Origin of the sequence: Lujinxingia vulgaris (genome assembly GCF_007997015.1) — a bacterium.
Classification (GTDB): domain Bacteria; phylum Myxococcota_A; class Bradymonadia; order Bradymonadales; family Bradymonadaceae; genus Lujinxingia; species Lujinxingia vulgaris.
Genome location: NZ_VOSM01000011.1, coordinates 65,330 through 88,377, shown reverse-complemented (window position 1 = coordinate 88,377; position 23,048 = coordinate 65,330). Strand labels below are relative to the sequence as shown.

Genomic DNA, 23,048 nt, shown 5'->3' with positions numbered 1-23,048 from the left:
GCCACGTTCTCACCTTAATTTCTGTTTTAAGGGGATCACCATGACGAAGTCCGATCTGATCAACGCCGTTAACGCTGCTGCCGCCGAGAAAGGCATTGAACTCACCAAGAAAGACACCGGTGAGCTCATCGACATCCTCTTTGACACGGTCTCCACGACCATCAAAGAAGATGAGCGCTTCTCCTACCCCAACTTCGGCACCTTCAGCGTCAAGCACCGCAAAGCGCGCGAAGGCCGCAACCCGCGCACCGGCAAGACCATCAAGATTCCGGCGTCCTACTCGGTGGGCTTCAAGCCGGCGCCCAGCCTCAAAGACCTGGTCAACGAGAAGTAAGACCAGCGCTTTGAGCCAGACCGCGCATCCGGCGGTCTGAAGAGCTCTCAAGCCCCCTCCCGCAGCTCGGGAGGGGGTTTTTTATGCCCGCGACCTCACCTCAAAACGCAACCGGGCCAGGCATCCGCCTGACCCGTCCATTGACCCCACACCACCTTTTCTCAACCTGCCCCCGGCACCTGAGCGCGGCTCAGAGCACGCTCAGCACCAGCATCACCAACGCCCACACGCCGATGTTGAGCATAAAGGGCTTGTCGCGCAGCATCATCTCGGTGGGGCTTCGCGCATCGTCGCGCCGCACGATCTGAAAGAAGCGCGCCAGCCCCACCACCACCATCGGGATCGTCACCGGCAACCACACGCTCGCAAAGGGCGTGGCCACCGCCCGCAGCGGCTGATCGGGCAACGACGCCGTGAGCGTGTAGATCGTATACGCCGCGCTCGTCAGCCCGGAGCAGACCAGCATCCCGAAATCGACATTCTCCAGCCGGTAGCTATCCAGCACGCGCCGCGTGCGCTCCACGCTGCCGCTCAAGTAGAGCGCAAGCTCATGGCGCCGCTTTCCTAGTCCCAGGTAGAGCGCCAGCAAAAAGGTGCAGGCCACAAGCCACTCCGAGACCACCACCGAGACCGCTGCCGCCCCGGCGAGCACGCGCAGCACGAAGCCGGTAGCGATGATAGCCACGTCGACGAAGGCGTAGTGCTTCAACTTCACCGAGTAGGCCAGGTTCATCACCAGGTAGGTGCCCACCGCCGCCGCAAAGAGCGGCGCGAGCAGGTACGAGCCCACCGCCGCAACAAGCCCGATCACCACCAACGCGCGCCAGGCCACCGCCTGCGGCAAAAGCCCCGAGGCGATCGGCCGATGCCGCTTGACCGGATGCTCCCGGTCGCGCTCCACGTCCATCAGGTCATTGAGCAAATACACCGTGCCCGCCGCCAGCGAGAAGAGCAGCGCCGCGGCCAGCGCCTTCGCGCTCTGCACCGGATCGGTGTACGCCTTGGCAAAGAAGAGCGGCGCGAGCACAAAGGCATTCTTGACCCACTGATGCGGGCGCAGACTCTTCCACAGCCCGCGCCAGGGGCGCGCCTCAACCTGCTCTATCGGATGTTGGGCGGTCAGCGCCGCCGATGGGTTCTGCTCTGGCACAATCGGGTCCAGGTCTGCTAAGTCACGTTGGGTCGCGCGCGCGCGCCGGACATCAATGCCCCTGCATTACCACAGATGCACCCCGGAGTTCTTCTCCGGCGCGTTCGCCCTGTCGTAGAGCCCTATCTTATGTCGCACCTGCAAGACTACAACCTCTGGGAGCTCACGGTGCTCGCGATTTACTTCGCGGTGCTCCTGCTCCTCTCGTTCTACGGGTCGCATCGCTACGTCATCGTGCGCCTCTATCGCAAGCACGCCAGCGGACCCGATCCCGAGCCCGCCCGACGCTTCGCTCCCGAAGAGCTTCCGGTGGTCACCGTGCAGCTCCCCTCCTTCAACGAGCGCTACGTCATCGAGCGCCTCATCGACGCGACCTGCCAGCTCGACTACCCCGCCGATCGCCTCGAGATTCAGGTCCTCGACGACTCCACCGACGACACCACCGAGCTGGCCCGCGCCCGCGTGGCGCACTGGCAGGCGAAGGGCGTCGACATCAAACTTCTGCATCGCAAAGATCGCGAAGGCTACAAGGCCGGCGCTCTTGAGGCCGGCCTCAAAAGCGCGCGCGGCGAGTTTGTAGCGGTCTTCGACGCCGACTTCATTCCCCAGCCCGAGTTTCTGCGCCAGACCATCGACCACTTCACCGAGCCCGACATCGGCATGGTGCAGGCGCGCTGGGACTACCTCAACCGCGACTACAGCCTGCTCACCCGCGCGCAGGCCGTGCTTCTCGACGGCCACTTTGTGCTGGAGCACACCGCGCGCAACCGCTCCGGACGCTTTTTCAACTTCAACGGCACCGCCGGCATCTGGCGCCGCCAGACCATCGAAGACGCCGGCGGCTGGGAGCATCACACCCTCACCGAAGATCTCGACCTCTCCTACCGCGCCCAGCTCGCCGGCTGGCGCTTTCGCTTTCTGCGCGACGTCACCGTCGCCAGCGAGCTGCCCGTGGAGATGAACGCCTTTAAGAGCCAGCAGCACCGCTGGTCAAAGGGCGCCCTGCAGACCGCCTTTAAGGTGCTGCCGCGCGTGCTTCGCTCCGATCTTCCGCGCACCATCAAGCTCGAAGCCGTCCATCACCTCACCGGCAACCTGGCCTACTTTCTGATGGTGATCCTGGCGCTGATCATGCCCCTGGCTACGCTGGTGCGCGTGCAGCAGGGCTGGCACGAGGTGCTCCTCTTCGATCTTCCGATCTTTTTGAGCGCCACATTCTCGGTCTGCTACTTCTACTGGGTGTGCCAGCGCGAGGTGGGGCGCTCCCGGCTGGAGATCATCCGCATGATGCCGGCGGTGCTCGGCTTAGGCATCGGCGTCTCGCTCAACAACGCCAAAGGCGTCGTCGAGGTGCTGCTCGGCCATAAGACCCCCTTTGTGCGCACGCCCAAATACGCCATCGAGCGGCGCGGGGAGTCCTGGGCCAAACGCATCTACCGCGGCGGCCTCAACGCCATGCCCGCCCTGGAGTTCGCGCTGGGCGCCTGGTTCACCTACGCCATCTACGTGGTGCTCGTGGACCCGGCCCACCCCTTTGGCAGCCTGCCCTTTTTGATGCTCTTTCAGTTCGGGTTCTTCTACGTGGCCTTTTTAAGCGTCACGCAGACCCTCGGCGGCCGCTCCGAACCTCACCGCTAACCCTCACGCCGCGTTCACCGACTGAACGTAGTTGCGCGCCGCACCCTCAACATCTTCGGCGCCGAAGAGGCCCCCCACCACCGCCACGCCCCAGAACCCCGCGGCCAGGCAATCCGCCACATGCTCCGGCCGCACTCCGCCCAGCGCGTACACCGGCACGCGACTCGCCGCCACAAGCCTCGCCCACCGCTTAAGGCCCACCTCCCCGCCATACCCGGGCTTGGACACACTCGCGAAGATCGGGCTCAGCGTCACAAAGTCCGCCCCGACCTCCTCCGCCGCGCGAAGCTCCTCGGCGTTATGGCACGACACCCCCACCAGCGCCTCCTCACCCAACCGCGCCCGCACCCCGGCCACCTCGCCAGCCTGCCTGGCTTTGAGGTGCACGCCCCCGCAACCCATGCTCGCTGCGCGCTCGATATGGGCGTGCAACAACACCGTCGCGCCGGCCTGCCGCCCCTGCTCCACCACCTTTTGAACCTCTCCCCACAACGCCTCGCGCCCCCGCGCATCCCGACCCACAAGCGCCTCGCCCACCCGCACCGAGAGCATCGAGACGCCCCCGGCGATCGCGCGGGCCGCGACCTCCTCCAGACTCAGGCCCCTGGCAGCGCAGAAGCTCACGTCGGCGATCGCATAAAGCCGCGAGGGTAGGTGGCGCGCCATCGATTAACTCGTCGGCTCCGAGCCCACCACGCCCTCCAGCGGCGTGGAGGCCTGCGCGTAAAAACGCCGCGGAATCCGCCCGGCCTCATAGGCCCAGCGCCCCGCGCGCACCGCGTCGCGAAAGGCTTTAGCCATCATCACCGGCTTCTCCGCCCCGCTGATCGCGCTGTTCAACAGCACCCCGTCGCAGCCCAGCTCCATCGCCAGCGCCGCGTCCGAGGCCGTCCCCACGCCGGCGTCCACCAGCATCGGCACCTCCATAAACTCCCGGATGATCTGGAAGTTATAGGGGTTGCGAATCCCCATCCCACTGCCGATGGGCGATCCTAAGGGCATGACCGCCGCGCAGCCGATGTCCTGAAGTTTGCGGGCCAGCACCGGATCATCGTTGGTGTACGCCATGACCACAAAGCCGTCTTCGACCAGCGTGCGCGCGGCCTTCAAGAGCTCTTCGCTGTCGGGCAAAAGCGTCTGGTCGTCGGCGATCACCTCCAGCTTGATCAGATCCGTCTCCAGCGCCTCGCGCGCCAACTGCGCGGTGAGCACGGCGTCGCGCGCGGTGTAGCAGCCGGCGGTGTTGGGCAGAAGCGTGTAGCGCTCCATCAAGATCTCTAAGATCCCCGCCTCCCGCGACGCCTCAATATCCAGACGGCGGATGCCCACGGTCACAAGCTCGGTGCCGCTGGCCTCCAGCGCGTCGAGCATCACCTGATAATTCGCATAGCGGGCCGTGCCCACCAGCAGGCGACTCTCAAAGGTGTAGGGGCCAACCTTCCAGCTCGACACTTCCGACTCACTCATTCTCGTCTCCTCGCTCAACTTCGACGTTCTTAACGCTTACTTTCGCTCAACCGCCCTGGGTGGCGCGAATGATCTCCACGCTGTTCCCCGCCTCGATCACCGGCTCGCTCCAGCGGCTGCGGGGCACGACCTGATCGCCCACCGCCACCGCCACCCCCCGGGCGGCTTCCACACCCAGCTCCGAGAGCAACGCCTCCACCGAGAGGCTTCCCTCGACCTCGATGTTCTCCACCTTGCCGTTGACCCGAATCTCCATCGCCTCCATCCTCCGCTCTTAGCCGGCGACCCGACGCCGCCAGCCACCTAAAAACTTCGCGCGCGCCCTAACGCGCGCTACACACATCACTCAACGTTGCTCCCGCGCACCCCGGGCACCATGAGCTCTGAGACTTCTGAAAAACCTCAAAAACCCGCCCGCTCCATCGGCCGGCGCATGGGCATCGCCGCCTTGATCCTGGCGGTGAGCACCTTCTTGAGCCGCATCCTGGGTTTTCTGCGCGAAGCGGTCATCGTCTACACCCACGGCGCCAGCGCCACGACCGACGCCTACCAGGCCGCGTTCACCATGCCCGACATGATGAACTACGTGCTGGCCGGGGGCACGCTCTCCATCACCTTCATACCCCTCTTCTCCGCCTATGTCGCCTCCGATGACGAGGAGGGCGCCTGGCGACTCTTCTCCACCATCGCCACGACCATGGGCTCGGTGCTGGCCGTCTTCATCGCCATCGGCTACGTGTTCGCCCCGCAGATTGTTCCCCTGCTCAACCCGGGGTTCAACGATCCGCAGCAGCTCGATCTTGCCGTCAGCATGACCCGCATCGTGCTGCTCGCGCCGATGGCCTTTTATATCGGCGGGCTGATCCAGGGATCGCTCTTTGTGCGCGAGATCTTCTGGCCCAGCGCCATCTCGCCATTGATCTACAACCTCTGCATCATCGGCGGCGGGGTGCTGCTCGACCCCTGGTTTGGCATCAAGGGCTTTGCCATCGGCGTGGTCATCGGCGCCCAGCTCGGACCGCTGGCCGTACCGATGTGGGCCGCCCGAAACGAGGTGAAGTTTAAGGCCCGTTTTGCCCCCTTCGACCCCGACTTTCGCGCATTCTTGCTGCTGACGCTCCCGCTGATGGTGGGCGTGAGTCTCGTGACCGTCGACGAGTGGTTCCTCAAGTATTTTGGCTCCCTGCAGGGCGACGGGGCCATCACCTGGCTGGCCAACGCGCGTAAGCTGATGATGGTGATCTTCGCTATCATCGGTCAGGCCGCCGGCCAGGCCGCACTGCCCTTCCTCACGCGTCTTTTCCACCAGGGCGAAGAAGAAGAGATGGGGCAGATGCTCTCGCGCAGCCTGCAGCGGGTGGGTTTTCTGGCGATGGTCGGCGCGGCCGGGCTCATCGTGGCGAGTTACCCCCTGGTGCACGCGATCTTCCGCCACGGGCAGTTCTCGGCCTCCGACGCCGACACGATGGCCGGCCTGCTGGTGGTCTTTGCCTGCGGGCTGTGGGCCTGGGCGGTGCAGACCCTGGCGGTACGCGGCTACTACGCGCGCAAAAACACGCTCACCCCCATGATCCTGGGCACGGTCACCGTGGCCCTGGCCGCGCCCCTCTATGCGATCTTCGGCGAGGCCTTCGGCGTGCGCGGCCTGGCGATGGCGACCAGCGCCGGGATGACCCTCAACGCCCTTGTGACCATCGGCTACTACCGCTGGAAGGTGGGGCATCTTCCCCTGGGCCCGATTGTGCGCGGCACACTGCGCGGCGCGCTGCACGGCGCGTGGGCAGCCGCAGCCGCCTACGGGGTCTTTCGCCTCTGGGACACTCCGGCCGCCGATCTTTCCTTCGGGGGCCTGGCCGCGATGCTCGCCACCATGGGCACGGCCTTTTTCGCCGCGCTGGGTTTAAGCGCCTGGCTCCTCTCCCCGCCCGAGCTCAACGTGATCCTCGACCGCGTCAAACGCCGCCTCAAACGATCGCGCTAACCCCCTGATTTCATTATACAAAACCCCTGAAGCAACACCTGAGCTCCCGGCGCCTCAGTCCACCTTCGGCAGGTCGACGCGCTCGGTGACCTCAAAGACAAGAATCTCCACCTGGTGCAGCAGATACACCGTGCGATAGACCTTCTCATGCTGGTCTGGCGTGAACTTCGCCAGGAGCGCGCGCAGGTTATCACCAGCGCTGAGCTGGTTGAGCACGCGCAGCTCGTTCGCCCTCAAGCGCAGCCGGTCCACGCTGAAGGGCGCCGGCTCATTGAGGTAGATGCTCACGAAGTTGCGGTTGCGATAGAGCTCTTTGATGCGCGCCAGCGGCACCTGCTCACGGCAGCCCTCCACGATCATCTCGTAGGTATCCAGCCCCAGCGAGTAGCCCTGGGTGTCGGGCTCCTGGTTCTCGTAATAGCCGTAGTAGCCCTCGGGCCAGGTGAAGATCTCCAGCAACTTCTCGCGCATCTGACTGGAGAGGTGGGTGAAGATCGCGTGCGCCGGGATCGCGCCGATGGCCACCAGCGCATCTCCCAGGCGCCCGCCCCACTCATTGAGGCGCGCAAGGCCTTCCTGCAGCTGCGCCTCGGTAATGAGGTCGCGCGTGCGTAAAAAATGCCCGAGCAGCTCTTCGCGGCGGTTGGAGTCCACATAAATGGGCTCCCCGCTGCGAATGAAGATCGACTTCTCCACCTGCCCGTTCGTCACAAAAAGCCGCCCCGTCTCCCCGGCCCGGTGCAGCCTCCCCAGGATGCGCGCAAAAGACACCTCCGCCAGCTCGCCCTCGTAGCTCGCATAAAGATTCTTGAGTTCCTGGAAGGTCGACCCGAGCGCGCCCTCGGTCATCGTCAGCCCCATGGAGGGGGGCGACTGCGAGACCGGCGAGGACTGGGCGCCCAGCTCCGCTTCAGCTGCCGAAGGCGGGCTCATATCGGCCACATCGGTGCTGCCGGCGGCCAGCGAGTCGCGCTCATCGAGCATCACGTCGGTATCACCGGCTGCGGCGCTCTCCTCTTCCATCGCCCCGACCGCGCGGCGCACATCGCGCATCACGTCGGTATCACCGCCGCGGGTGGCGGCATCGAGCGTGGCTTCCACCGCCACCGGGCGCGCGCGCCGCGCGGTGGCGCGGCCGGTGGGAACCTCGATCTCACTGACTTCATCGAGCTTGACCCAGGGCCCGTCGCCCACCGCGACGCGATCGTCGGCGCGAGGCCGTCGCACACGCAAAAGATCGACCAGCGTCTGTGGCCCCATCGGCCCGAACACAAGCCCGCTGCCGTCGCGGTAGCGATAACGCCGCTCGTCCCCCTCCTCTTCAGCCGGCGCGTCGGGCTCCTTACTCCGCGCGACCTGCCCGGCGAGCTCCCGCGCCGGCATACGCCCGGTATTTTGCGGATCGCGCACCGCGGCGGTGTCCCCCATCGCCATAAGCTCCGACTTGTCGGACTTCTGCTCCGGCGTAAACTCCACCTCGGAGGCCGCCGCAGCCGGCGCCTCTTTAGGCACGCTCTCTTCAAAAAGTCGTTGGGCGGCAAGCCCCCCGGGCTCGCTGCGACGCTGGCTCTTCTCCTCCTCGATCTCCCGGGCAAAGAGCCGGCGCATCAAGTTGGAGAGATCGTTGCCGCTGACCTTGATGCTGTGCTGAAAACAAAAGTCCATCAGCGCCTGATAGAACTCCCCGGCGCTCTGGTAGCGATCCTCGCGGTGGCGCGCCAGACCGGTGCGAATGATCTGCACCAGATCCGAGGGCAAGGGCCCCATCTTCTCCAGACTCGCCTCCACATCGGCGTCGCGCACCTTAAGCATCACGTCGAGGTCGGAGCTGCCCACAAAGAGGCGGTTCATGCTCAGCGCCTCCACAAACACGATGCAGGCCGAGAAGATGTCGCTGCGCGAGTCGATCTCCTCGCCCATCACCTGCTCGGGGCTCATGTAGCCGACCTTACCCTTGAGCGTGCCGCTCTCGGTGAGGTTGCGCTGGATGGCGGCCTTGGCCACCCCGAAGTCGCCGACTTTCACGTCGCCGGCGTAGCTGATCAGGATGTTGGAGGGGCTGACATCGCGGTGGATGATGTTGAGATCGTCGCCGTAGGGATCTTTGGCGCGGTGGGCAAAATCCAGCCCCTTGAGCATCTCCATGGCGATAAAAAGCACCAGGTTGAGCGGGATCTTGATGTTGAGCTCGGCGCAGCGCGCCAGCACATCGAGCAGATCCTTGCCATGCACAAACTCCATGGCGATGTAGTACTGGTTGTCGAGCTCACCCAGGTCGAAGACCTGCACCACATTGGCGTGGTAGAGGCTCACCGCGATCTTGGCCTCGTTGATGAACATCTCGACGAACTCGGTGTCGTCGACCAGGCTGGGCAAGATCAGCTTGATGGCGAACTCTTTCTCAAAGCCCGCCGCCCCGAAGGTTTTGGCGCGATAGATCTCGGCCATGCCCCCCGCGCCGATCTTCTGCAGGAGGGCGTAGCGCCCGAACTTTGTCCACTCGCGGTTGCTCTCAGCCACAGATGTTGCCTACGCGCTCAAGATCGAATCGCTCACCGGCACAGCCGGCCGGGTACAAACACGCTTGATGGTCGACGTCATGACCCCGGGAATCGGCAGAATCGGTCGTCGTCTCGGTCCGCTGACTCACTGACATCTCTTCGGGTGAAACGTTGCGCCTGACCGACAGAGGCAAGACTCGCCCCGGGCTGGCATCGGATGTGAGGATCGCGTCGTTTTGACCGCCGAAGCTTAACACAGACTTTCCGGCTCAAGCCAGCCGGGTTTACGCCTGCACCTGGCCGATGACCTCACCATGGTTTTCGCACACGTGGAGGTTGCGCCGGGGGCCTCGCGGCGCATAAAAGAAAGCCGCGCTCACCCCGGGCGCCCCCGCCGCAGTGCCCTAATGAGGAGCCGGAGCGTGACCAAACACAAAAGCCCCGACGAACGCGCCGACCAGATCCTGGCGGCCGCCCGCACCTGCTTTCTGGAGCGGGGCTACTTCGCCACCAAAATGGACGACATCGCCCGCGCCGCAAAGCTCTCTAAGGGAGGGGTTTATTTTCACTTCCCCTCCAAGCGCGAGATCTTCCGGGCGCTGGTACAGGCGGAGTTCGACCGCGCCACCGCGTTTATGGATCAGGTTGTCGATGAGGAGGGCGATCTTCTGGCGCAGCTCCTGCGCCTGGGCGACCACTTCGTCGAAGCCTTCGCCGCCGACGCCACAATGCCGCGCTTTATGCTGATCGCCGCAGAGATGTCGCTGCGCGATGAGCCGATCCGCCAGATGCTGCTGGAGCTGCAGGAGGCTTACATCGATCGCCTCACCGCGATCCTGGAGCGGGCGATCGCCGACGGGCACCTGCGCCAGATCGACGCGCGCGCCACGGCTATCGCCCTCAAGTCGCTGGTCGACGGGGTGCAGGCCGCCTACGCGGTGGGCTATGAGCCCGACCGCGATCGCCTGGTCGAGGCGACCTTCGCCCTGATCGGCAACGGACTTGCCCCGCGCTAAAGCGCGCAAAAAAGCCCCGGGGGCAGTCCGGCAAGACCGACTTATTCGGCCGCTTCAGCCGGGGCGGCTTCGCCCTCGACCGCCGCGCCTTCTTCACCCACACCGCTGGGCTCGTAATGCGTGCAGCCAAAGCCCACGCGGGTGCCCAGAAAGGCCACAAGCACCACCGCCAAAAAGCCGAAGATCAATCCCTGCGTAATTTCTTTCGCCATAACGAAGGCTTACCTGAGTCTGTGGACGTCACCCGCTCCGGGGCAATTCCGGGTGTCGGATAAGGCCCGCACACCCACGTCGCTTTAGTCATCATCGGCCCCATCGCATACACGCTCGCGCAGGGCCGCACAGCGTGGCGAATGGTCTAATATAACGCCGCCACGCTGGCAATCCCCATTCCGCGCCCGCGACCATGCGCCGCAGCAGGCGAATTTGCCGCGTGTGTGTCGCTGTGCTACATCTGCGAAGTCTATGTCATGTGCGCCCCACCGCTTTATTCCGACCTCCCGGCCGGAGGCTCGCGGTGAGCCCCGATAAAGCATTTTTTCTGGATACGTCATGAAAGCTCCCTCCATGCGTTCGCCCGCTCGCCAGCTCATCTTCGCCACCCTCTTCGCAGTGTGGGCGCTGGTGCTCAGCAGCTGCGGCCGCACCGTGCTTATGGATCGCTGTGAGGCTGACAGCGAGTGCCCCACCGGCTCGCAATGTCTGGGCGCGGTCTGCTCCGAGCCCCTGCGCTGCGAGAGTGAAGCCGACTGCCCCGAGCAGGCGATCTGCCGTGGCGGCTTCTGCGCCCCGGCTCCCCAGTGCACCGAGGATGCCGAGTGCGCCGAGGGCCAGATCTGCCAGGAGGGCAGCTGTGTTGATGACGCCCCGGTCTGCGAGAGCGCCGAGGATTGCCAGCCGGGTGAGCGCTGCGTCGACGGCGACTGCCTGCCCGAGTGCCAGGAAAACGCCGACTGTGAAGAGGGCGAGCTCTGCGTCGATGGTTTTTGCTCGGTGACGTGTGAGTGCGCCGAAGACGCCGACTGCCCCCAGACCTTCACCTGCGATGATGCCTGCCAGTGCGTCGAAGAGCCCGGCTGCCAGAGCGACGACCAGTGCGAGAACGGCCAGATCTGTGTGGATACCCGATGCGTCGTTCCGCAGCTCGACTGCACCATCGATGAGCAATGCGAGCCCGGCGAACAATGCGTGGATAACCTCTGCGTCCCCGCCCCCGAGTGCCGCATCGACCAGGACTGCCCCGGCAGCGCTGTCTGCCTTGATGGCAGCTGCCAGGTGCTGCCGCCAGAGTGCGAGTTCGACGACGACTGCGGCCCCAACGCCATCTGCCTCGACCAGATGTGCCTGCCCATCGATGGCGAGTGCCAGATCAACGAAGACTGCCCGTCGAACTTCGACTGCATCGACCAGTTCTGCGTCTTTGCTGGCGAGTGCCTTCGCGATGACGAATGCGCCTTCGGCCAGGTCTGCCAGGACGCCACCTGCGTGGCCCCCCAATGCCAGACCGACGAGCAATGCGGCCCGGGCGGCCAGTGCGTCGAGGGCTCGTGTGTGTTCATCCCCTGCCAGGGCGACGATGAGTGCCCCGACAACCAGTCCTGCCAGGAAGGCATCTGCCAGCCGGTGGAGTTGGAGTGCCGCACCAACGCCGACTGCGGCGCTGGCGAGGTCTGCGTCGACAATATCTGCCAGGCGCGCCCCCCGGAGTGTTTTGACGACTTCGACTGCGGGCTGGGTCAGAGCTGCATCGACGGCCAATGCTTCGGCGGGCCGCAATGCCAGAGCGATCAGGACTGCCTGCCCACCGAGATCTGCCGCGCCGGCCAGTGCGTGACCACCCAGGGCTGCCAGGCGGATAGCGACTGCGGCCAGGCCGAGATCTGCCTCAGCGGCGACTGCTACTTCGTGGGTGACTGCCGCGCCGACACCGACTGCCGCCGCGACGAGCAGTGCATCGACTTCCGCTGTGAGTTTACCGATCCCTGCCAGGCGATCTCGTGTGAGCCGGGCACCGTGTGCGAGCGTGGCGACTGCGTGCCCGTCGATGGCTGCGTCGTCGACACCGACTGCCCCGCCGGCGAAGCCTGCATCGACGGCACCTGCACCAACCCCAACGAATGCAGCACCGACGCCGACTGTCGCGCCGACGAGTTCTGCCAGAGCGGCCAGTGCCTGCCCCAGGGCGACTGCCAGGTCGATGGCGACTGCCGCGATGGCGAGGTCTGCGAAGACAACTTCTGCACCACGCCGGATCAATGCCGCCGCGATTCGGACTGCCCCCCGGGCGAAGAATGCGAGTCGCTGACCCGCCAGTGCCAGCCCGCCGTTGAGTGCACAAGCTCCAACGACTGCGCCGAGGGTTTCACCTGCCTCGATGATCGCTGCGTCGATCTTCGCGAATGCACCGTCGACCGCGACTGCCCGGCCGGCACCATCTGCAACGGCTTCTTCTGCCAGCCTCGCCCCGAGTGCAGCGCCGACAGCGACTGTGAGACTGGCGAGCGCTGCGACCTGGGCAACTGCGTGGCCACCCGCTGCCAGGGCGACGATCAATGCCCGCCCTCCTGGCAATGCCTCTCCCAGCGCTGCGTGCCGCCCCTGGCCTGCACCAGCGATGCGGACTGCCCCCTTCCCAACCTGCAGTGCATCAACAACGTCTGCGAAGATCCCGGCGGCTGCCAGTCCGACGCCGAGTGCTTCCCGGGAACCAGCTGTGTGGCCGGCATCTGCCTGCCGCTCCCCCCGCCGGAGTGCAGCGGTGACAGCGACTGCCGAAACGACCAGATCTGCGAGTTCGGCATCTGCGCGCCGCGTCCCGAGTGTACCAGCGACCGCGACTGCTCGGCCACCGAGCGCTGCCTCAACTACCAGTGCCAGCAGGTGCGCGAATGCCTGCGCGACGATCAGTGCCCGGCCGGATCGCAATGCATCGACGAGAGCTGTGTGGCTGTAGAGTGCAACGCCGATGGCGACTGCGGCCCCGGACAAGCCTGCGGCGCCGACGGCCAGTGCGTGCCCAACCCGCCTCAGTGCAGTCTGGACACCGACTGCCCCGACGGCTTTGAGTGCCGCGGCGGCAACTGCCGACCGATCGTCTCGGAGTGCTCCACCGACGACCAGTGCGCAGACAATCAAACCTGCGAGCAGGGCGTGTGCGTCGACCCGGTGCCTGAATGTGTCGAAGACACCGACTGTGAGGATGGTCGCGAGTGCGTGCGTGGCTCCTGCCAGACCGCCCCGCCCTGCCGCCGCGACAGCGAATGCGCCGCAGACCAAATCTGCGACGCGTTCAGCGGCCGATGCATCGCCGAGACCACCTGCGCCACAAGCAACGACTGCCCCCAGGGTCAGACCTGCATCGGTGACACCTGCCGTCTGGTGCGCAGCTGCCAGGTCACCGCCGACTGCGCCGCCGGCACCGAGTGCATCGAGGGTCTGTGCCGCGTGGCCACCACCTGCGCCGCCGACGCCGACTGCGCCGACAGTGAGCGTTGCGACGCCGGCTACTGCCAGCCCTTCGCCTGCCAGAGCAACGAGGACTGCTCCAGCGGCGCGCTCTGTGTGGCCAACCGCTGCACCTCCGAGCCCTCCTGCGAAGCCAACGCGGACTGCCCCGCCCCCACCAGCTGCATCAACTTCGTCTGCCAGAACCCCGGCGGCTGCGAAGACGATGGCCAGTGCCCGCTCGGCCAGGTCTGCTACGCCGGCGCCTGCTTCAGCTTCCCGCCCTCCGAATGCAACCGCGACTCCGACTGCGCCGCCGGCACCGAATGCAACTTCGGCGTCTGCGAAGACACCTCCCCGCCCCAGGCCTGCCGCATCAACGCCGAATGCGACCCCGGCGAGCTCTGCATCGGCGGGGTCTGCCTGGGCGGCACCGAGTGCAACTCCAACCAGGACTGCACCTTCCCCGAGGTCTGCCAGAACAACCAGTGCGAGCTCGCCGCACCTTAAGCGACTCGCCGCACCAACCACCCTCGAACACCGCGTAGCGTTGCGCCCGGGCCTGCCCCTGTACTATGGGGGCAGGCTCAGCCCGCCTCACCGTGAGGCCGGCCCCCGCCACGAGCGCTAACCTCTCGGGCGGGAAGATCGCCTGCGCCCTGCGCCTTCTACACGCGTCTGTGCGTCTCAGGCCCCCGCCTCTTGCCCGACCCCCTTGCAGGTTTTCCCATGTCTCTGACCACGCCCGCCCAGCGCGCCGCCGACATCGCCCAGGAGCGCGGCACCCCCGAACGCGAAGAGCGCAGCTGGCTGCGCCTCACCGAGATCTTTTTCAGCATCCAGGGTGAGTCCAGCTTCGCCGGCATGCCGTGCACCTTTGTGCGCCTCTCGCGCTGCAACCTGCGCTGCACCTGGTGCGACACCACCTACTCCTTCAAAGGTGGCGAGCGCACCGAGATCGACGACATCATCAGCCGCCTCGATGCGATCGGCTGCAAAGTCGTCGAGATCACCGGTGGCGAGCCCCTGCTCCAGCGCCCGGTGCACACCCTGATGAGCCGGCTGTGCGACCTGGGCTACACCGTCCTCATTGAGACCTCCGGCTCGCTCGACATCGCCCCCATCGACGAGCGCGTGCACATCATCATGGATCTCAAGGCGCCGGGCAGTGGCGAGGTCGACAAAAACCTCTTTGCCAACATCGAACACCTCAAGCCCACCGATGAGGTGAAGTTCGTGCTGCTCAACCGCGAAGACTTCGACTGGGCCATCGCCACCATTGAGGAGCATCAGCTCCTCGATCGCGCCCAGATCATCTTCTCGCCAGTCCACGGAGAGCTCTCCGGCCACGAGCTGGCCAACTGGATTTTGGAGAGCGGCAAGTCGATCCGCCTGGGCCTGCAGATCCACAAGTTCCTCGACGTCGAATAACGCCGGGCCCCCGGCGCCCCGCACAGAAGACGCACAAAAGCCGGCCGCTCTCTAAGAGCGCCGGCTTTTTTCGTCTCCCCCTTACAATGATCGGTCGGGCTCAGGCGCCTTCAAGCGTATCGACGCGCTCGCGCAGCTCTTTGCCCACCTTGAAGTGCACCGACTTCTTGGCCGCCACCTGCACCTCATCGCCGGTGCGCGGGTTGCGCCCTTTGCGCGCGCGGTAGTTGCGGATCGAGAAGCTCCCAAACCCGCGTACCTCAATGCGCTCGTCGTCCATCAGCGCGTCGCTCATCGCGTCAAAGACCGCGTTGACGATCTCTTCAGCGTGGTTTTTGGGAAGATCGATGCGTTGCGAGACCATCTCAATGAGTTCTGACTTCGTCATTCTACTACTCGTCCGAATGCAGTTCAGCGGGCGTAAAAAAGAACACGCAGCCCCGTTACGAACTGCAAAATCCTTAATTCCCACGGCAAGTTATCAACACCGGCGTTGATCTGCCACGAGCCCCCCCCCGATGTCAACCGGCGATACCCCTTAAGGATGAACACACGGGCAAACGCGCGCTCCAACGAAAAACGCCTCCCCGAAAAGGGAGGCGTCTTCACCATCTCAAAATCTCAAAGTCCCTGGAGAGCGCCCGATAGGAGCGCTCCAGCCGGCGACATCAGCTCTGCTGCTCCTGATGCACGCGGAAGAGCTGCTGACCCATAAAGATGTAGTCGCGATGACGCAGGCGCGTCTTCTCCCAGATCTTGATCCAGGTGCCGTTCGACGAGTTCAGATCGACCAGGTAGCAGTGGTTATCCTCCCCGGCGTAGATCTGGGCGTGACGACCGCTCATGAACTTATCGTGGGGGAACACAATATCGCCCTTCTCTCGCCCCAGCACCGCGCCGGCTTCGGGAAGGCAGTACACGTTCTGAATCACACCGCCGATGCCTATCTGCAGGATCTTGAAGGTGCCCCCGGGAGCGGGGCTGCCCATGTAGCGGGTGCCGTCGCTGCTCTTGGTCTTGGGGGTGATCGACTGCTCAAAGCGCTCAAAACGCAGCACCTGCCGCCCCATCAAGATCGTGTCGCCGGCGGTGAGTTTGGTCTCATCGCGAAGTTTGATGAAGGTGCCGTTGAGGCTGTAGAGATCTTCGATGAAGAGCTTGCCATCGACCACGTGAAAGCGCGCATGACGCGGGCTCAAGAACGCGTCGGTCGGAAAACGCTGATCGCCCTCTCGCCCCACCGCCGTCTCTAAGAACTCCAGGGCGATGGCGCTGCCGTCACTGCCGTCTTCATTGATCGAGATGAGCTGGATCGGCCAGGGGTTCTTCTGGTGGGCGGCCTCGGAGGCCGGCGGGGCCTCGCGACGCTTCTCCACCAGGGCCGGGGCTCCGGCGCCGCGGCCGCGCAGGCTCACCTTATGGGTACCGGGCTTCTGGGGCGCGGCCAGCGCGCCGCCGCACTCCACGCAGAACTTCATCGAGGCCGGGTTTTCCGCATGGCAGGAGGGGCAGACCACCGGACGCCGGCTCTCTTCGAGCGGCTCCACATCGACCATCGGCAGGTTATCGCTGGTCTGACCTGGATCGCGTCCCGTGATCGAGACTTCACCGAGATCTTCGAGCGGCGCCAGGGTCACCGGCTCGGCGCTTGCTTCGAGCGCGTCGAGCAGAAAACCGGCGTCGACATCGGCCGAGGCCTCGTCGCTGTCGAGGGTGGGCGCGTCTTTGAGCGCCGCGCCGCGCAGAGCGGCGCCGCTGCGAAAACGCTTGGCCACCGCGGCGACCGCCTCATCATCTTCGGGCTGGTACGTGGGGAGATCGAGGCCGCTGGAGCGCGGCGCGCGAATGCGTCCGCCCAGCTTAAAGGACAGCCCCTCTGCGCGCTCCTCGTCTGCCGTCTCTGCCTGTTCGTCTTGCAACTTCGACGACAACTTCTGGTCGCTCACCGATTGCCTCCGGAGGTCGATGTTTCGCGAGCTTCCCTCGCGTGGGCTTGCTCGTGGTTGGGTCGTCGGCAATCTACAAGAGCCCCCCCAACCTTTCAAGGATGACCGGGGCGTCAACCAGGGCGATCACAGGCCCTATTCCGACGCGGCGATCGGGCTTTTCAGACGATCGACTTGACATCATCCTTAAGCGCTGCCAGTCTCCCGCCTCCGAAGCGCGCCCTCTTTATCGCGCCCGGCCAAACGCTCAATGAAGTTGTAGTCACGACACCACGTCGCTGAGACCGTTGATTCATAGGAGATCCTCATGGCTCGCAAATGCAAACTGACCGGCAAGAAGCCGCTCGTCGGTAACCGCGTCTCCCACGCGAACAACAAGACCAAGATGCGCCAGCTGCCCAACCTGCAGCAGAAGCGTATTTACATCCCCGAAGAAGATCGCTGGGTCCGCGTGCGCCTCTCGGCCCGCGCGCTTCGCACGGTCACCAAGAAGGGCCTGCTTCCCTTCCTGAAGTCCGAAGGCCTCACGCTTAAAGACGTGACCGCCTGAGTCTTGGACGGCCGCGAGCCTCTCGCGATCTTCAAGCGCTTTTAAAGCCGCCGCCCCTTCAAGGGTCGGCGGTTTTTTTATGCCCGCGAGCGGCCCTCAACGCGATGCCCGGTGATCGCGGTGCTTCGCGCCGGCGCCGGCGCTGTGTTAGGCTACAGGGTGCGCAGCGCGGCGATCGGCCGCGCTCCCCCGGCACACGCGCAGACGCGCGACGCTGGCCGCCGGGTCCACCGCCTCTTGTTGACGTAGTGCAGGCCCTCGCGATGTCTGAGAAGTCGCTAAAGACCCCGCAACGCGCCCGGCGCGTGCGCCAGATCACCGGAGCGCTGGCTGCGATCCCCACCGCGGCCCCCGACGCCCCCGAGATCCTGCGCGACCCCGGCCAGCTCACCGAGCTGAGTCTGCGCCTGCTCAGCGAGGGCGAGAAGATCGAGCTCTTGCTGGCCTTCCGCCGCCAGCTTCAGAAGCAGCAGCGCCGCTACAGCTCACTCTTGCAGATCAGCAGCTCGCTGGGCGCCACCCTCGATCGCGAAGAGTTTCTGGAGATCACCCTGGAGCAGCTCACCGAGCTGATGCGTGCGGAGCGCTCCACTCTCTACCTCATCGACCAGAGCACCGGACGGCTCTACGGCAAGATCGCCCAGGGCTCCCAGACCCAGATCGTACTCGACCCCGGCCAGGGCATCGCCGGCTGGGTGGCCCAGATCGGGCAGAGCATCAACATCCGCGACGCCTACGACGATCCCCGCTTTCACTCCGACGTCGACTCGCGCACCGGCTTTCAGACCCGCTCGATGCTCTGCCAGCCCATCCGCAACATGGAGGGAGAGATCATCGCCGTGGTCCAGGTGCTCAACAGCGCCGGCGGCAACTTCTCCGAAGACGATGAGAACCTCTTAAGCGCTATCGGCGGCCAGATCTCCATCGCGCTGGAGAACAGCGAGCTCTACCACTCCCTCGTCGAAAAAAACGCCCAGCTCCTCACCACCAAGGAGCGCCTGGAGCATAAGTTCGCCGAGCTCGATCTGCTCTACAACATCCAGAGCAAGCTCAGCCATCACAGCGATCTGGAGAGCCTGGTGCAGACCATCACCCAGGAGACCCTGGAGCTGGTCAACGGTAAGGCCTGTGCGCTCACCCTGCGCGAGGAGGGCTACCACCGGGTGCACGTGCTCATCGATCGCAGCGAAGATCAGTCGCGAAAGTGGGACTTCTACACCCGCGCGGTCACCGACGAGAACACCATCGGCCAGGCGGTCATCGCCAGCGGTCAGCCCTTTGTCTGCCACAGCCAGGCCTGCCAGCACCTGCCCGGCCCCACCAGCGAGGCCAGCGGGCTGAATGTGGAGAACATCATCGCCGTGCCCCTCTTCGACGATGAGGTCTGCATCGGGGCGCTGGAGGTCTTTAACCTGATCTTACCCCAGCAGGAGTGCCTGGGCTTTACCGACGATGACGTCAAAATCATCACGCTGATCGCCTCCCAGATCGCCGGCACCGTGGCGTCACGTCGCCACCGTGAGGCCCAGGAGAAAGAGCATCGCCTGGCGAGCATCGGGCAGATGATCTCAGGCATCCTCCACGACTTTAAGACCCCCTTCTCGGTGATCAGCGGCTACGTGCAGCTGATGGCCGACACCGATGAGGCCGAAGAACGCCAGGAGTACGCCGGCCGGGTCAAACATCAGATCCAGCAGCTCAACCAGATGACGCGCGAGCTCTTAAAGTTTGCCCGCGGCGACTCCCGGATGCTGCTCAGAAAGATCTTTGTGAACGCCTTTATGGACGAGACCCGCGAGCTGCTCGACGCCGAACTTCGCGATCGCAACATCGAGCTGGAGATCGATCTGAAGTACCGCGGGGAGGTGCGCATCGACGTGGTCAAGGTCAAGCGCGCCATTCTCAACCTGGCCCGAAACGCCGCCGACGCCATGCCCGAGGGCGGCCGCTTCACCATCGGGGTGGACCGCAAAGACGACCAGGTGATCTGGCGCTTTAGCGACACCGGCCAGGGCATCCCGCCGGAGATCCGCGACCACCTCTTTGAGTCCTTTGTCACCCAGGGCAAGCAAGACGGCACGGGCCTTGGCCTGGCCGTGGTCAAAAAGATCGTCTCCGACCACGGCGGCACCATCACCTTTGAGAGCAGCCCCGGCCAGGGCACGACCTTTGAGATCCGCACCCCGATCCATCCCCCGGAAGAGCCGAGTTGAGATGAGCCATCAACCTCTCCCCCGCACCCTGCTGGCGCTGCTGCTCTGCACAGCCGTCAGCGCGTGTGAGCCCTCCGAGCCCGTCAAAAGCCCGCCGGTGACCGTGCCCGGCGCCCCCAAACCGGACGCCAAAACGCCGCCTGCCGCAGCCGCAGACGAAGCCGCCGAGGCGTCCGAAGACGCGGTGGAGAGCGGCGAAGAAAGCCCCACACGCGCCCCCGCAGCGCTTCCGCCCGGCACGCCCGAGCAGCAGGAAGCGCTGATGCAGGCGAAGATGGCGTTTTTGCAAAACCGCCTGGTTGAAGCCGAAGATCAATTCAAAGCGATCGCCGAGTCGGAGCCCGTCACCGGCGACACCGTCTCAGCGGCGATCGCGCTGGGGCAGATCTACAGCGAGACCGGCCGCCGCCAGCGCGCGCTGGATCTCTACAACGATCTTCGCGCGCGGGTCAGCGATCTTCCCGAGGTGCTGCTCGTCCTGGCCCGCACCATGGCCGAGCTCGACCGCCCCGAAGACGCCATCGCCACCTACGAAGAGGCGCTCAAGGCCCAGCCCGACTATATCTTCTTGCTCACGGAGCTTGCCGAGCTGCACATCCAGCAGGGCAACCAGGAGAAGGCCGGCGAGCTGCTCTACACCTACGAGCAGCGGGTGCACACGCTGGCCAACCGTCTCGAAGATCACACCACCGCCCCCGAAGATCGCCTCTACCTGGTCGACGTCTTCTCGTTTGTGGATGACGATCGCGGCTACCGCGCGCTGATCGAGGCGCTCAACGATCCTCACCCTCAGGTGCGTCGCGCCGCGGCGATCACCGTGGGTGAGCTGCAGCTCGATGAGGCGCGCAACATCCTGCAGCGCGTCGCCATTGAGGATGAGGCCACCGAGGTTCGGCTGGCCGCCCGCGCCGCCCTGCAGGTGATGCAGGAGCAGCGCTGAGCGCCCTCAGCGCACGAAGTCGCCGCCGGTGAGGATGTTGTCGAGCGGCGCGATGTACACGGTACTGGTGCCGGCGTCGACGAGCGCGATCTGGCGGCCGGCGCCGATGTCGTCAATCACCACAAGCTCCGAGGGGAGCGCCGTGCCCAGCGAGGCGCCGTCGACGGCAAAGGCCCGGTCCACGCGGAAGGTGTAGCTCAAGCCCTCGCGCGCGCCGACCTCACCCTCGCGGATGCGCAGCGCCAGATACGGCCCTTCCCAGACCTCGCCAGCGGCCACGCGGCCCTGAATGCGGCCGTTGAGCGCGTCTTCTTTGAGCACGCAGGACTCACCGTCGCGCTCCCACACCGAGGCGAACCCGCTCTGGGTGCCCGTGGCGATCCACTGCTCCTGAGGACGCACCTCGTAGCGAAGCCCCGTATCAAAGCACTCGCGGGTGGGGAGCATCGCCGCAAACCCCTCCTCGTCGATGGGGCTGATCGTGAGCGTTGTCGCGCCGATCTCGGTGATCTCGTAGGTCAAAAAGGTCTCACTGCCCTGGAAATCGGCGCAGCCCCCACCCTCGGCCGGCTCGGAGAGGATGCGCAGGCGATCGCCCACCTCCACGCCGGCCGCGCAGTAGTCGACGCCGCCGGAGAGAAACTTGCCGGCGCCCTCGGTGGCGATAATGCCGCGCTCCTGGCTTCCCACGCCGGGGAGCGCACCCTCAAAGGTGAGCGTCCAGCTCTCGTTGCGCAGGCGCACGTCATAGACCTGGCGGTTGATCTCGGCCTGAACCTCGTCGCCCTCGACCTGAAGCTGGGCGCGGGCCAGCTGCATCAGCTCGGCGCGCGGAGCGTCGATGAAGTTGCGCAGCTCCTCGTCGACGTCGGGGGCCACGGGCTGATCGATGAGCGGGGAGCCGCAGCCCAGCGCGGTAGCTGTGCCGGCGGCGGCCTGGCTCATGGCCTGGCGAAGCTCATCGGGCTGCTCGCAGGTGGCACGGCCGACCAGGCGCCCCTGGGCCGCGGCGGCATCCCGCAGCGCGAAGATCGGGGTGATGGCCAGGGTGCGATCCTCATCCTCAATGACACGGCGATTAAGGAGGGCTTCGTCAGAGGTGTCGATGCTCTCTTCGAGCGAGGCCAGAGGCAGGGCCGGAAGCGTGAGGCAGCGAGCCTCCGGGTGGGCGTCTCGGAGCTCGGTGTTGGAGGCAAACGCCTCGTCGCTGAGCAGACCCTCGGGCGCCTCAAAGGCGCACTCCACGTCGAGCACATCCACGCGGTAGAGGCTGCCATTGTCGGAGGCGACCATCAGGCCGTGGCGATGCACCACAAGCGCGGTGGGGCCATCGACCAACACGCGGCGCTCAAGCACAGGCGCCATCGTGCGGGCCTGACGCACAAGCGCGATACCCGGGATATCCGACGCCCCCACTGTCGTGGGCTCGCTGGCCAGACGCGCATCAATGAGCTCGCCGCGCGCCCGGTCGATGACCACGACCTGGCTCTCGGCCTGCTCGAGCACGTAAATAAACGCGCCGCTCGGATCAAAAGCGACCTCGGTGGCGCCAAAGAGGGTGCCACGCTCGCCAGCCCAGTCGATGCGGGCGACTTCACAGGGGGCGGACTCCCCCTCCAGGCAGGTGGCCTCGCCAAGGGCCTCATCGCTGAGCGCGACGAGTGAGAGATCGGCGAGGTCGCCGTAGACGATCGCGGCCATCCCGGCCTCGGCGTCGAGCGCCAGATCGGTGGGCTGACCCGGGAGCGCAAGCTCCACGGCCTCACCCTCCGCCCAGGTGCAGTTCTCCGGGGTGTAGCCGCGGCGGTCGATGTTGCCCTCGGGCCGCTCGCAACCCAGCGAGGGTCCCACCCAGAGGGTGTTGGGAGCGGCCAGCAATGCGGCGATCCCGGCACTCGACGCGTTCTCAAATGTCTCAATGGCCACCGGCGAGCCGGGAAGTTCCACGGCTTCGGGGAGCGTGCGCATCGTCCAGAGATCGACGGCGCTCAGGGTGTTATCGCCCTGGTTGGCCACCAGCGCGGCGGTGCCATCGGGGCTGGCCGCCACATCAATGGGGCGCGGTCCCACCTTGATCTGGGTGATGCCCGGGATGCGGGTGTCCAGGTTGACCAGACGCGGGATCGACGCCGTCAGGTCGACCACGCCCAGGCGCTCGGAGACGGTGTTGACCACCAGCCCGAAACCGCGGGGGCGCTCCACATCGGCGCAGCGCGGCAGCGCCCCGGGCGCAATGGAGAAGTCCTCGGAGTCGAGCCCGGGCAGACACACCTCGCCACGCACCGCCTCGATGGCCACCGGGGCGTTGAGCCCACTGGGAGCCTGGCGCACCTGCTCTTCGCAGCCGGCGGTGGCCAGCGTGAGAAGTCCCAACCCGCAAAAAGTCGCGATCGTCCTGGCGTTGCTCATACGCGTTCACATCGTGTGCTACCCACCC

At 65.5% G+C, this 23,048-nt stretch carries 18 protein-coding genes; 9 read left to right on the top strand and 9 right to left on the bottom strand.

What is annotated here, in order from left to right; all coding sequences use genetic code 11:
* The first annotated feature begins 40 nt into the window (after positions 1–40).
* On the top strand, positions 41–334 hold the full coding sequence (locus tag FRC98_RS17735; RefSeq protein ID WP_146982766.1) for an HU family DNA-binding protein: 294 nt from the start codon (positions 41–43) through the stop codon (positions 332–334).
* A 190-nt stretch (positions 335–524) separates the two neighbouring features.
* Here the strand turns inward: FRC98_RS17735 and FRC98_RS17730 are convergent, their stop codons facing one another.
* The gene (locus FRC98_RS17730) at positions 525–1,484 is read right to left on the bottom strand and encodes a decaprenyl-phosphate phosphoribosyltransferase (RefSeq protein ID WP_230467745.1); all 960 of its coding nucleotides are present in this window, start codon (positions 1,482–1,484) and stop codon (positions 525–527) included.
* A 129-nt stretch (positions 1,485–1,613) separates the two neighbouring features.
* On the opposite strand from FRC98_RS17730, the gene FRC98_RS17725 reads away from it, so the two are divergent.
* The gene (locus tag FRC98_RS17725; protein WP_146982764.1) at positions 1,614–3,122 is read left to right on the top strand and encodes a cellulose synthase family protein; all 1,509 of its coding nucleotides are present in this window, start codon (positions 1,614–1,616) and stop codon (positions 3,120–3,122) included.
* A 3-nt stretch (positions 3,123–3,125) separates the two neighbouring features.
* Here the strand turns inward: FRC98_RS17725 and FRC98_RS17720 are convergent, their stop codons facing one another.
* From FRC98_RS17720 to thiS, 3 genes are read right to left on the bottom strand one after another with little or no spacing between them, the layout of a single operon-like run.
* Positions 3,126–3,788: a thiamine phosphate synthase gene (locus tag FRC98_RS17720; protein WP_146982763.1), complete on the bottom strand. Its 663-nt coding sequence runs from the start codon at positions 3,786–3,788 to the stop codon at positions 3,126–3,128.
* Positions 3,789–3,791: 3 nt separating this feature from the next.
* Entirely contained in the window at positions 3,792–4,589 is a 798-nt protein-coding gene (locus FRC98_RS17715) for a thiazole synthase (RefSeq protein WP_146982762.1), read from the bottom strand.
* Positions 4,590–4,635: 46 nt separating this feature from the next.
* On the bottom strand, positions 4,636–4,845 hold the full coding sequence (thiS, locus tag FRC98_RS17710; protein WP_146982761.1) for a sulfur carrier protein ThiS: 210 nt from the start codon (positions 4,843–4,845) through the stop codon (positions 4,636–4,638).
* Between the two features lie 120 nt (positions 4,846–4,965).
* Between thiS and murJ the strand changes: the two genes are divergently transcribed.
* The gene (gene murJ, locus FRC98_RS17705; protein WP_146982760.1) at positions 4,966–6,570 is read left to right on the top strand and encodes a murein biosynthesis integral membrane protein MurJ; all 1,605 of its coding nucleotides are present in this window, start codon (positions 4,966–4,968) and stop codon (positions 6,568–6,570) included.
* A 54-nt stretch (positions 6,571–6,624) separates the two neighbouring features.
* On the opposite strand, the gene FRC98_RS17700 is transcribed toward murJ, so the two are convergent.
* Complete coding sequence (locus FRC98_RS17700; RefSeq protein ID WP_146982759.1) at positions 6,625–9,090, bottom strand: protein kinase domain-containing protein; 2,466 nt, start codon at positions 9,088–9,090, stop codon at positions 6,625–6,627.
* A gap of 403 nt (positions 9,091–9,493) precedes the next feature.
* Between FRC98_RS17700 and FRC98_RS17695 the strand changes: the two genes are divergently transcribed.
* On the top strand, positions 9,494–10,087 hold the full coding sequence (locus FRC98_RS17695; protein ID WP_230467744.1) for a TetR/AcrR family transcriptional regulator: 594 nt from the start codon (positions 9,494–9,496) through the stop codon (positions 10,085–10,087).
* A gap of 41 nt (positions 10,088–10,128) precedes the next feature.
* Here the strand turns inward: FRC98_RS17695 and FRC98_RS21715 are convergent, their stop codons facing one another.
* Positions 10,129–10,299, bottom strand: coding sequence for a hypothetical protein (locus FRC98_RS21715; RefSeq protein WP_230467743.1), 171 nt, complete (start codon positions 10,297–10,299; stop codon positions 10,129–10,131).
* A 340-nt stretch (positions 10,300–10,639) separates the two neighbouring features.
* Between FRC98_RS21715 and FRC98_RS17690 the strand changes: the two genes are divergently transcribed.
* Both FRC98_RS17690 and FRC98_RS17685 read left to right on the top strand, forming a co-directional pair.
* Positions 10,640–14,041 carry a DUF7107 domain-containing protein gene (locus tag FRC98_RS17690; protein WP_146982757.1) on the top strand — a complete coding sequence of 1,134 codons (3,402 nt, stop codon included), beginning with the start codon at positions 10,640–10,642 and terminating at the stop codon, positions 14,039–14,041.
* A 354-nt stretch (positions 14,042–14,395) separates the two neighbouring features.
* On the top strand, positions 14,396–14,962 hold the full coding sequence (locus tag FRC98_RS17685; protein WP_347342171.1) for a radical SAM protein: 567 nt from the start codon (positions 14,396–14,398) through the stop codon (positions 14,960–14,962).
* Positions 14,963–15,062: 100 nt separating this feature from the next.
* On the opposite strand, the gene FRC98_RS17680 is transcribed toward FRC98_RS17685, so the two are convergent.
* Positions 15,063–15,368, bottom strand: a complete 306-nt coding sequence (locus FRC98_RS17680; RefSeq protein ID WP_502260849.1) for an HU family DNA-binding protein — start codon at positions 15,366–15,368, stop codon at positions 15,063–15,065.
* A 262-nt stretch (positions 15,369–15,630) separates the two neighbouring features.
* Complete coding sequence (locus FRC98_RS17675; RefSeq protein WP_146982754.1) at positions 15,631–16,908, bottom strand: FHA domain-containing protein; 1,278 nt, start codon at positions 16,906–16,908, stop codon at positions 15,631–15,633.
* 307 nt (positions 16,909–17,215) lie between these two features.
* Here FRC98_RS17675 and rpmB point away from each other — a divergent pair, with 307 nt between their 5' ends.
* From rpmB to FRC98_RS17660, 3 genes are all read left to right on the top strand, one after another.
* Positions 17,216–17,458 carry a 50S ribosomal protein L28 gene (rpmB, locus tag FRC98_RS17670; RefSeq protein WP_146973896.1) on the top strand — a complete coding sequence of 81 codons (243 nt, stop codon included), beginning with the start codon at positions 17,216–17,218 and terminating at the stop codon, positions 17,456–17,458.
* A 263-nt stretch (positions 17,459–17,721) separates the two neighbouring features.
* Positions 17,722–19,671 carry a GAF domain-containing protein gene (locus FRC98_RS17665; protein WP_230467742.1) on the top strand — a complete coding sequence of 650 codons (1,950 nt, stop codon included), beginning with the start codon at positions 17,722–17,724 and terminating at the stop codon, positions 19,669–19,671.
* A 1-nt stretch (position 19,672) separates the two neighbouring features.
* A complete protein-coding gene (locus FRC98_RS17660; protein WP_146982752.1) occupies positions 19,673–20,611 on the top strand; it encodes a tetratricopeptide repeat protein in 939 nt (312 codons plus the stop codon).
* Positions 20,612–20,617: 6 nt separating this feature from the next.
* On the opposite strand, the gene FRC98_RS17655 is transcribed toward FRC98_RS17660, so the two are convergent.
* Positions 20,618–23,020, bottom strand: a complete 2,403-nt coding sequence (locus tag FRC98_RS17655; RefSeq protein ID WP_146982751.1) for a YncE family protein — start codon at positions 23,018–23,020, stop codon at positions 20,618–20,620.
* Positions 23,021–23,048: the final 28 nt, after the last annotated feature.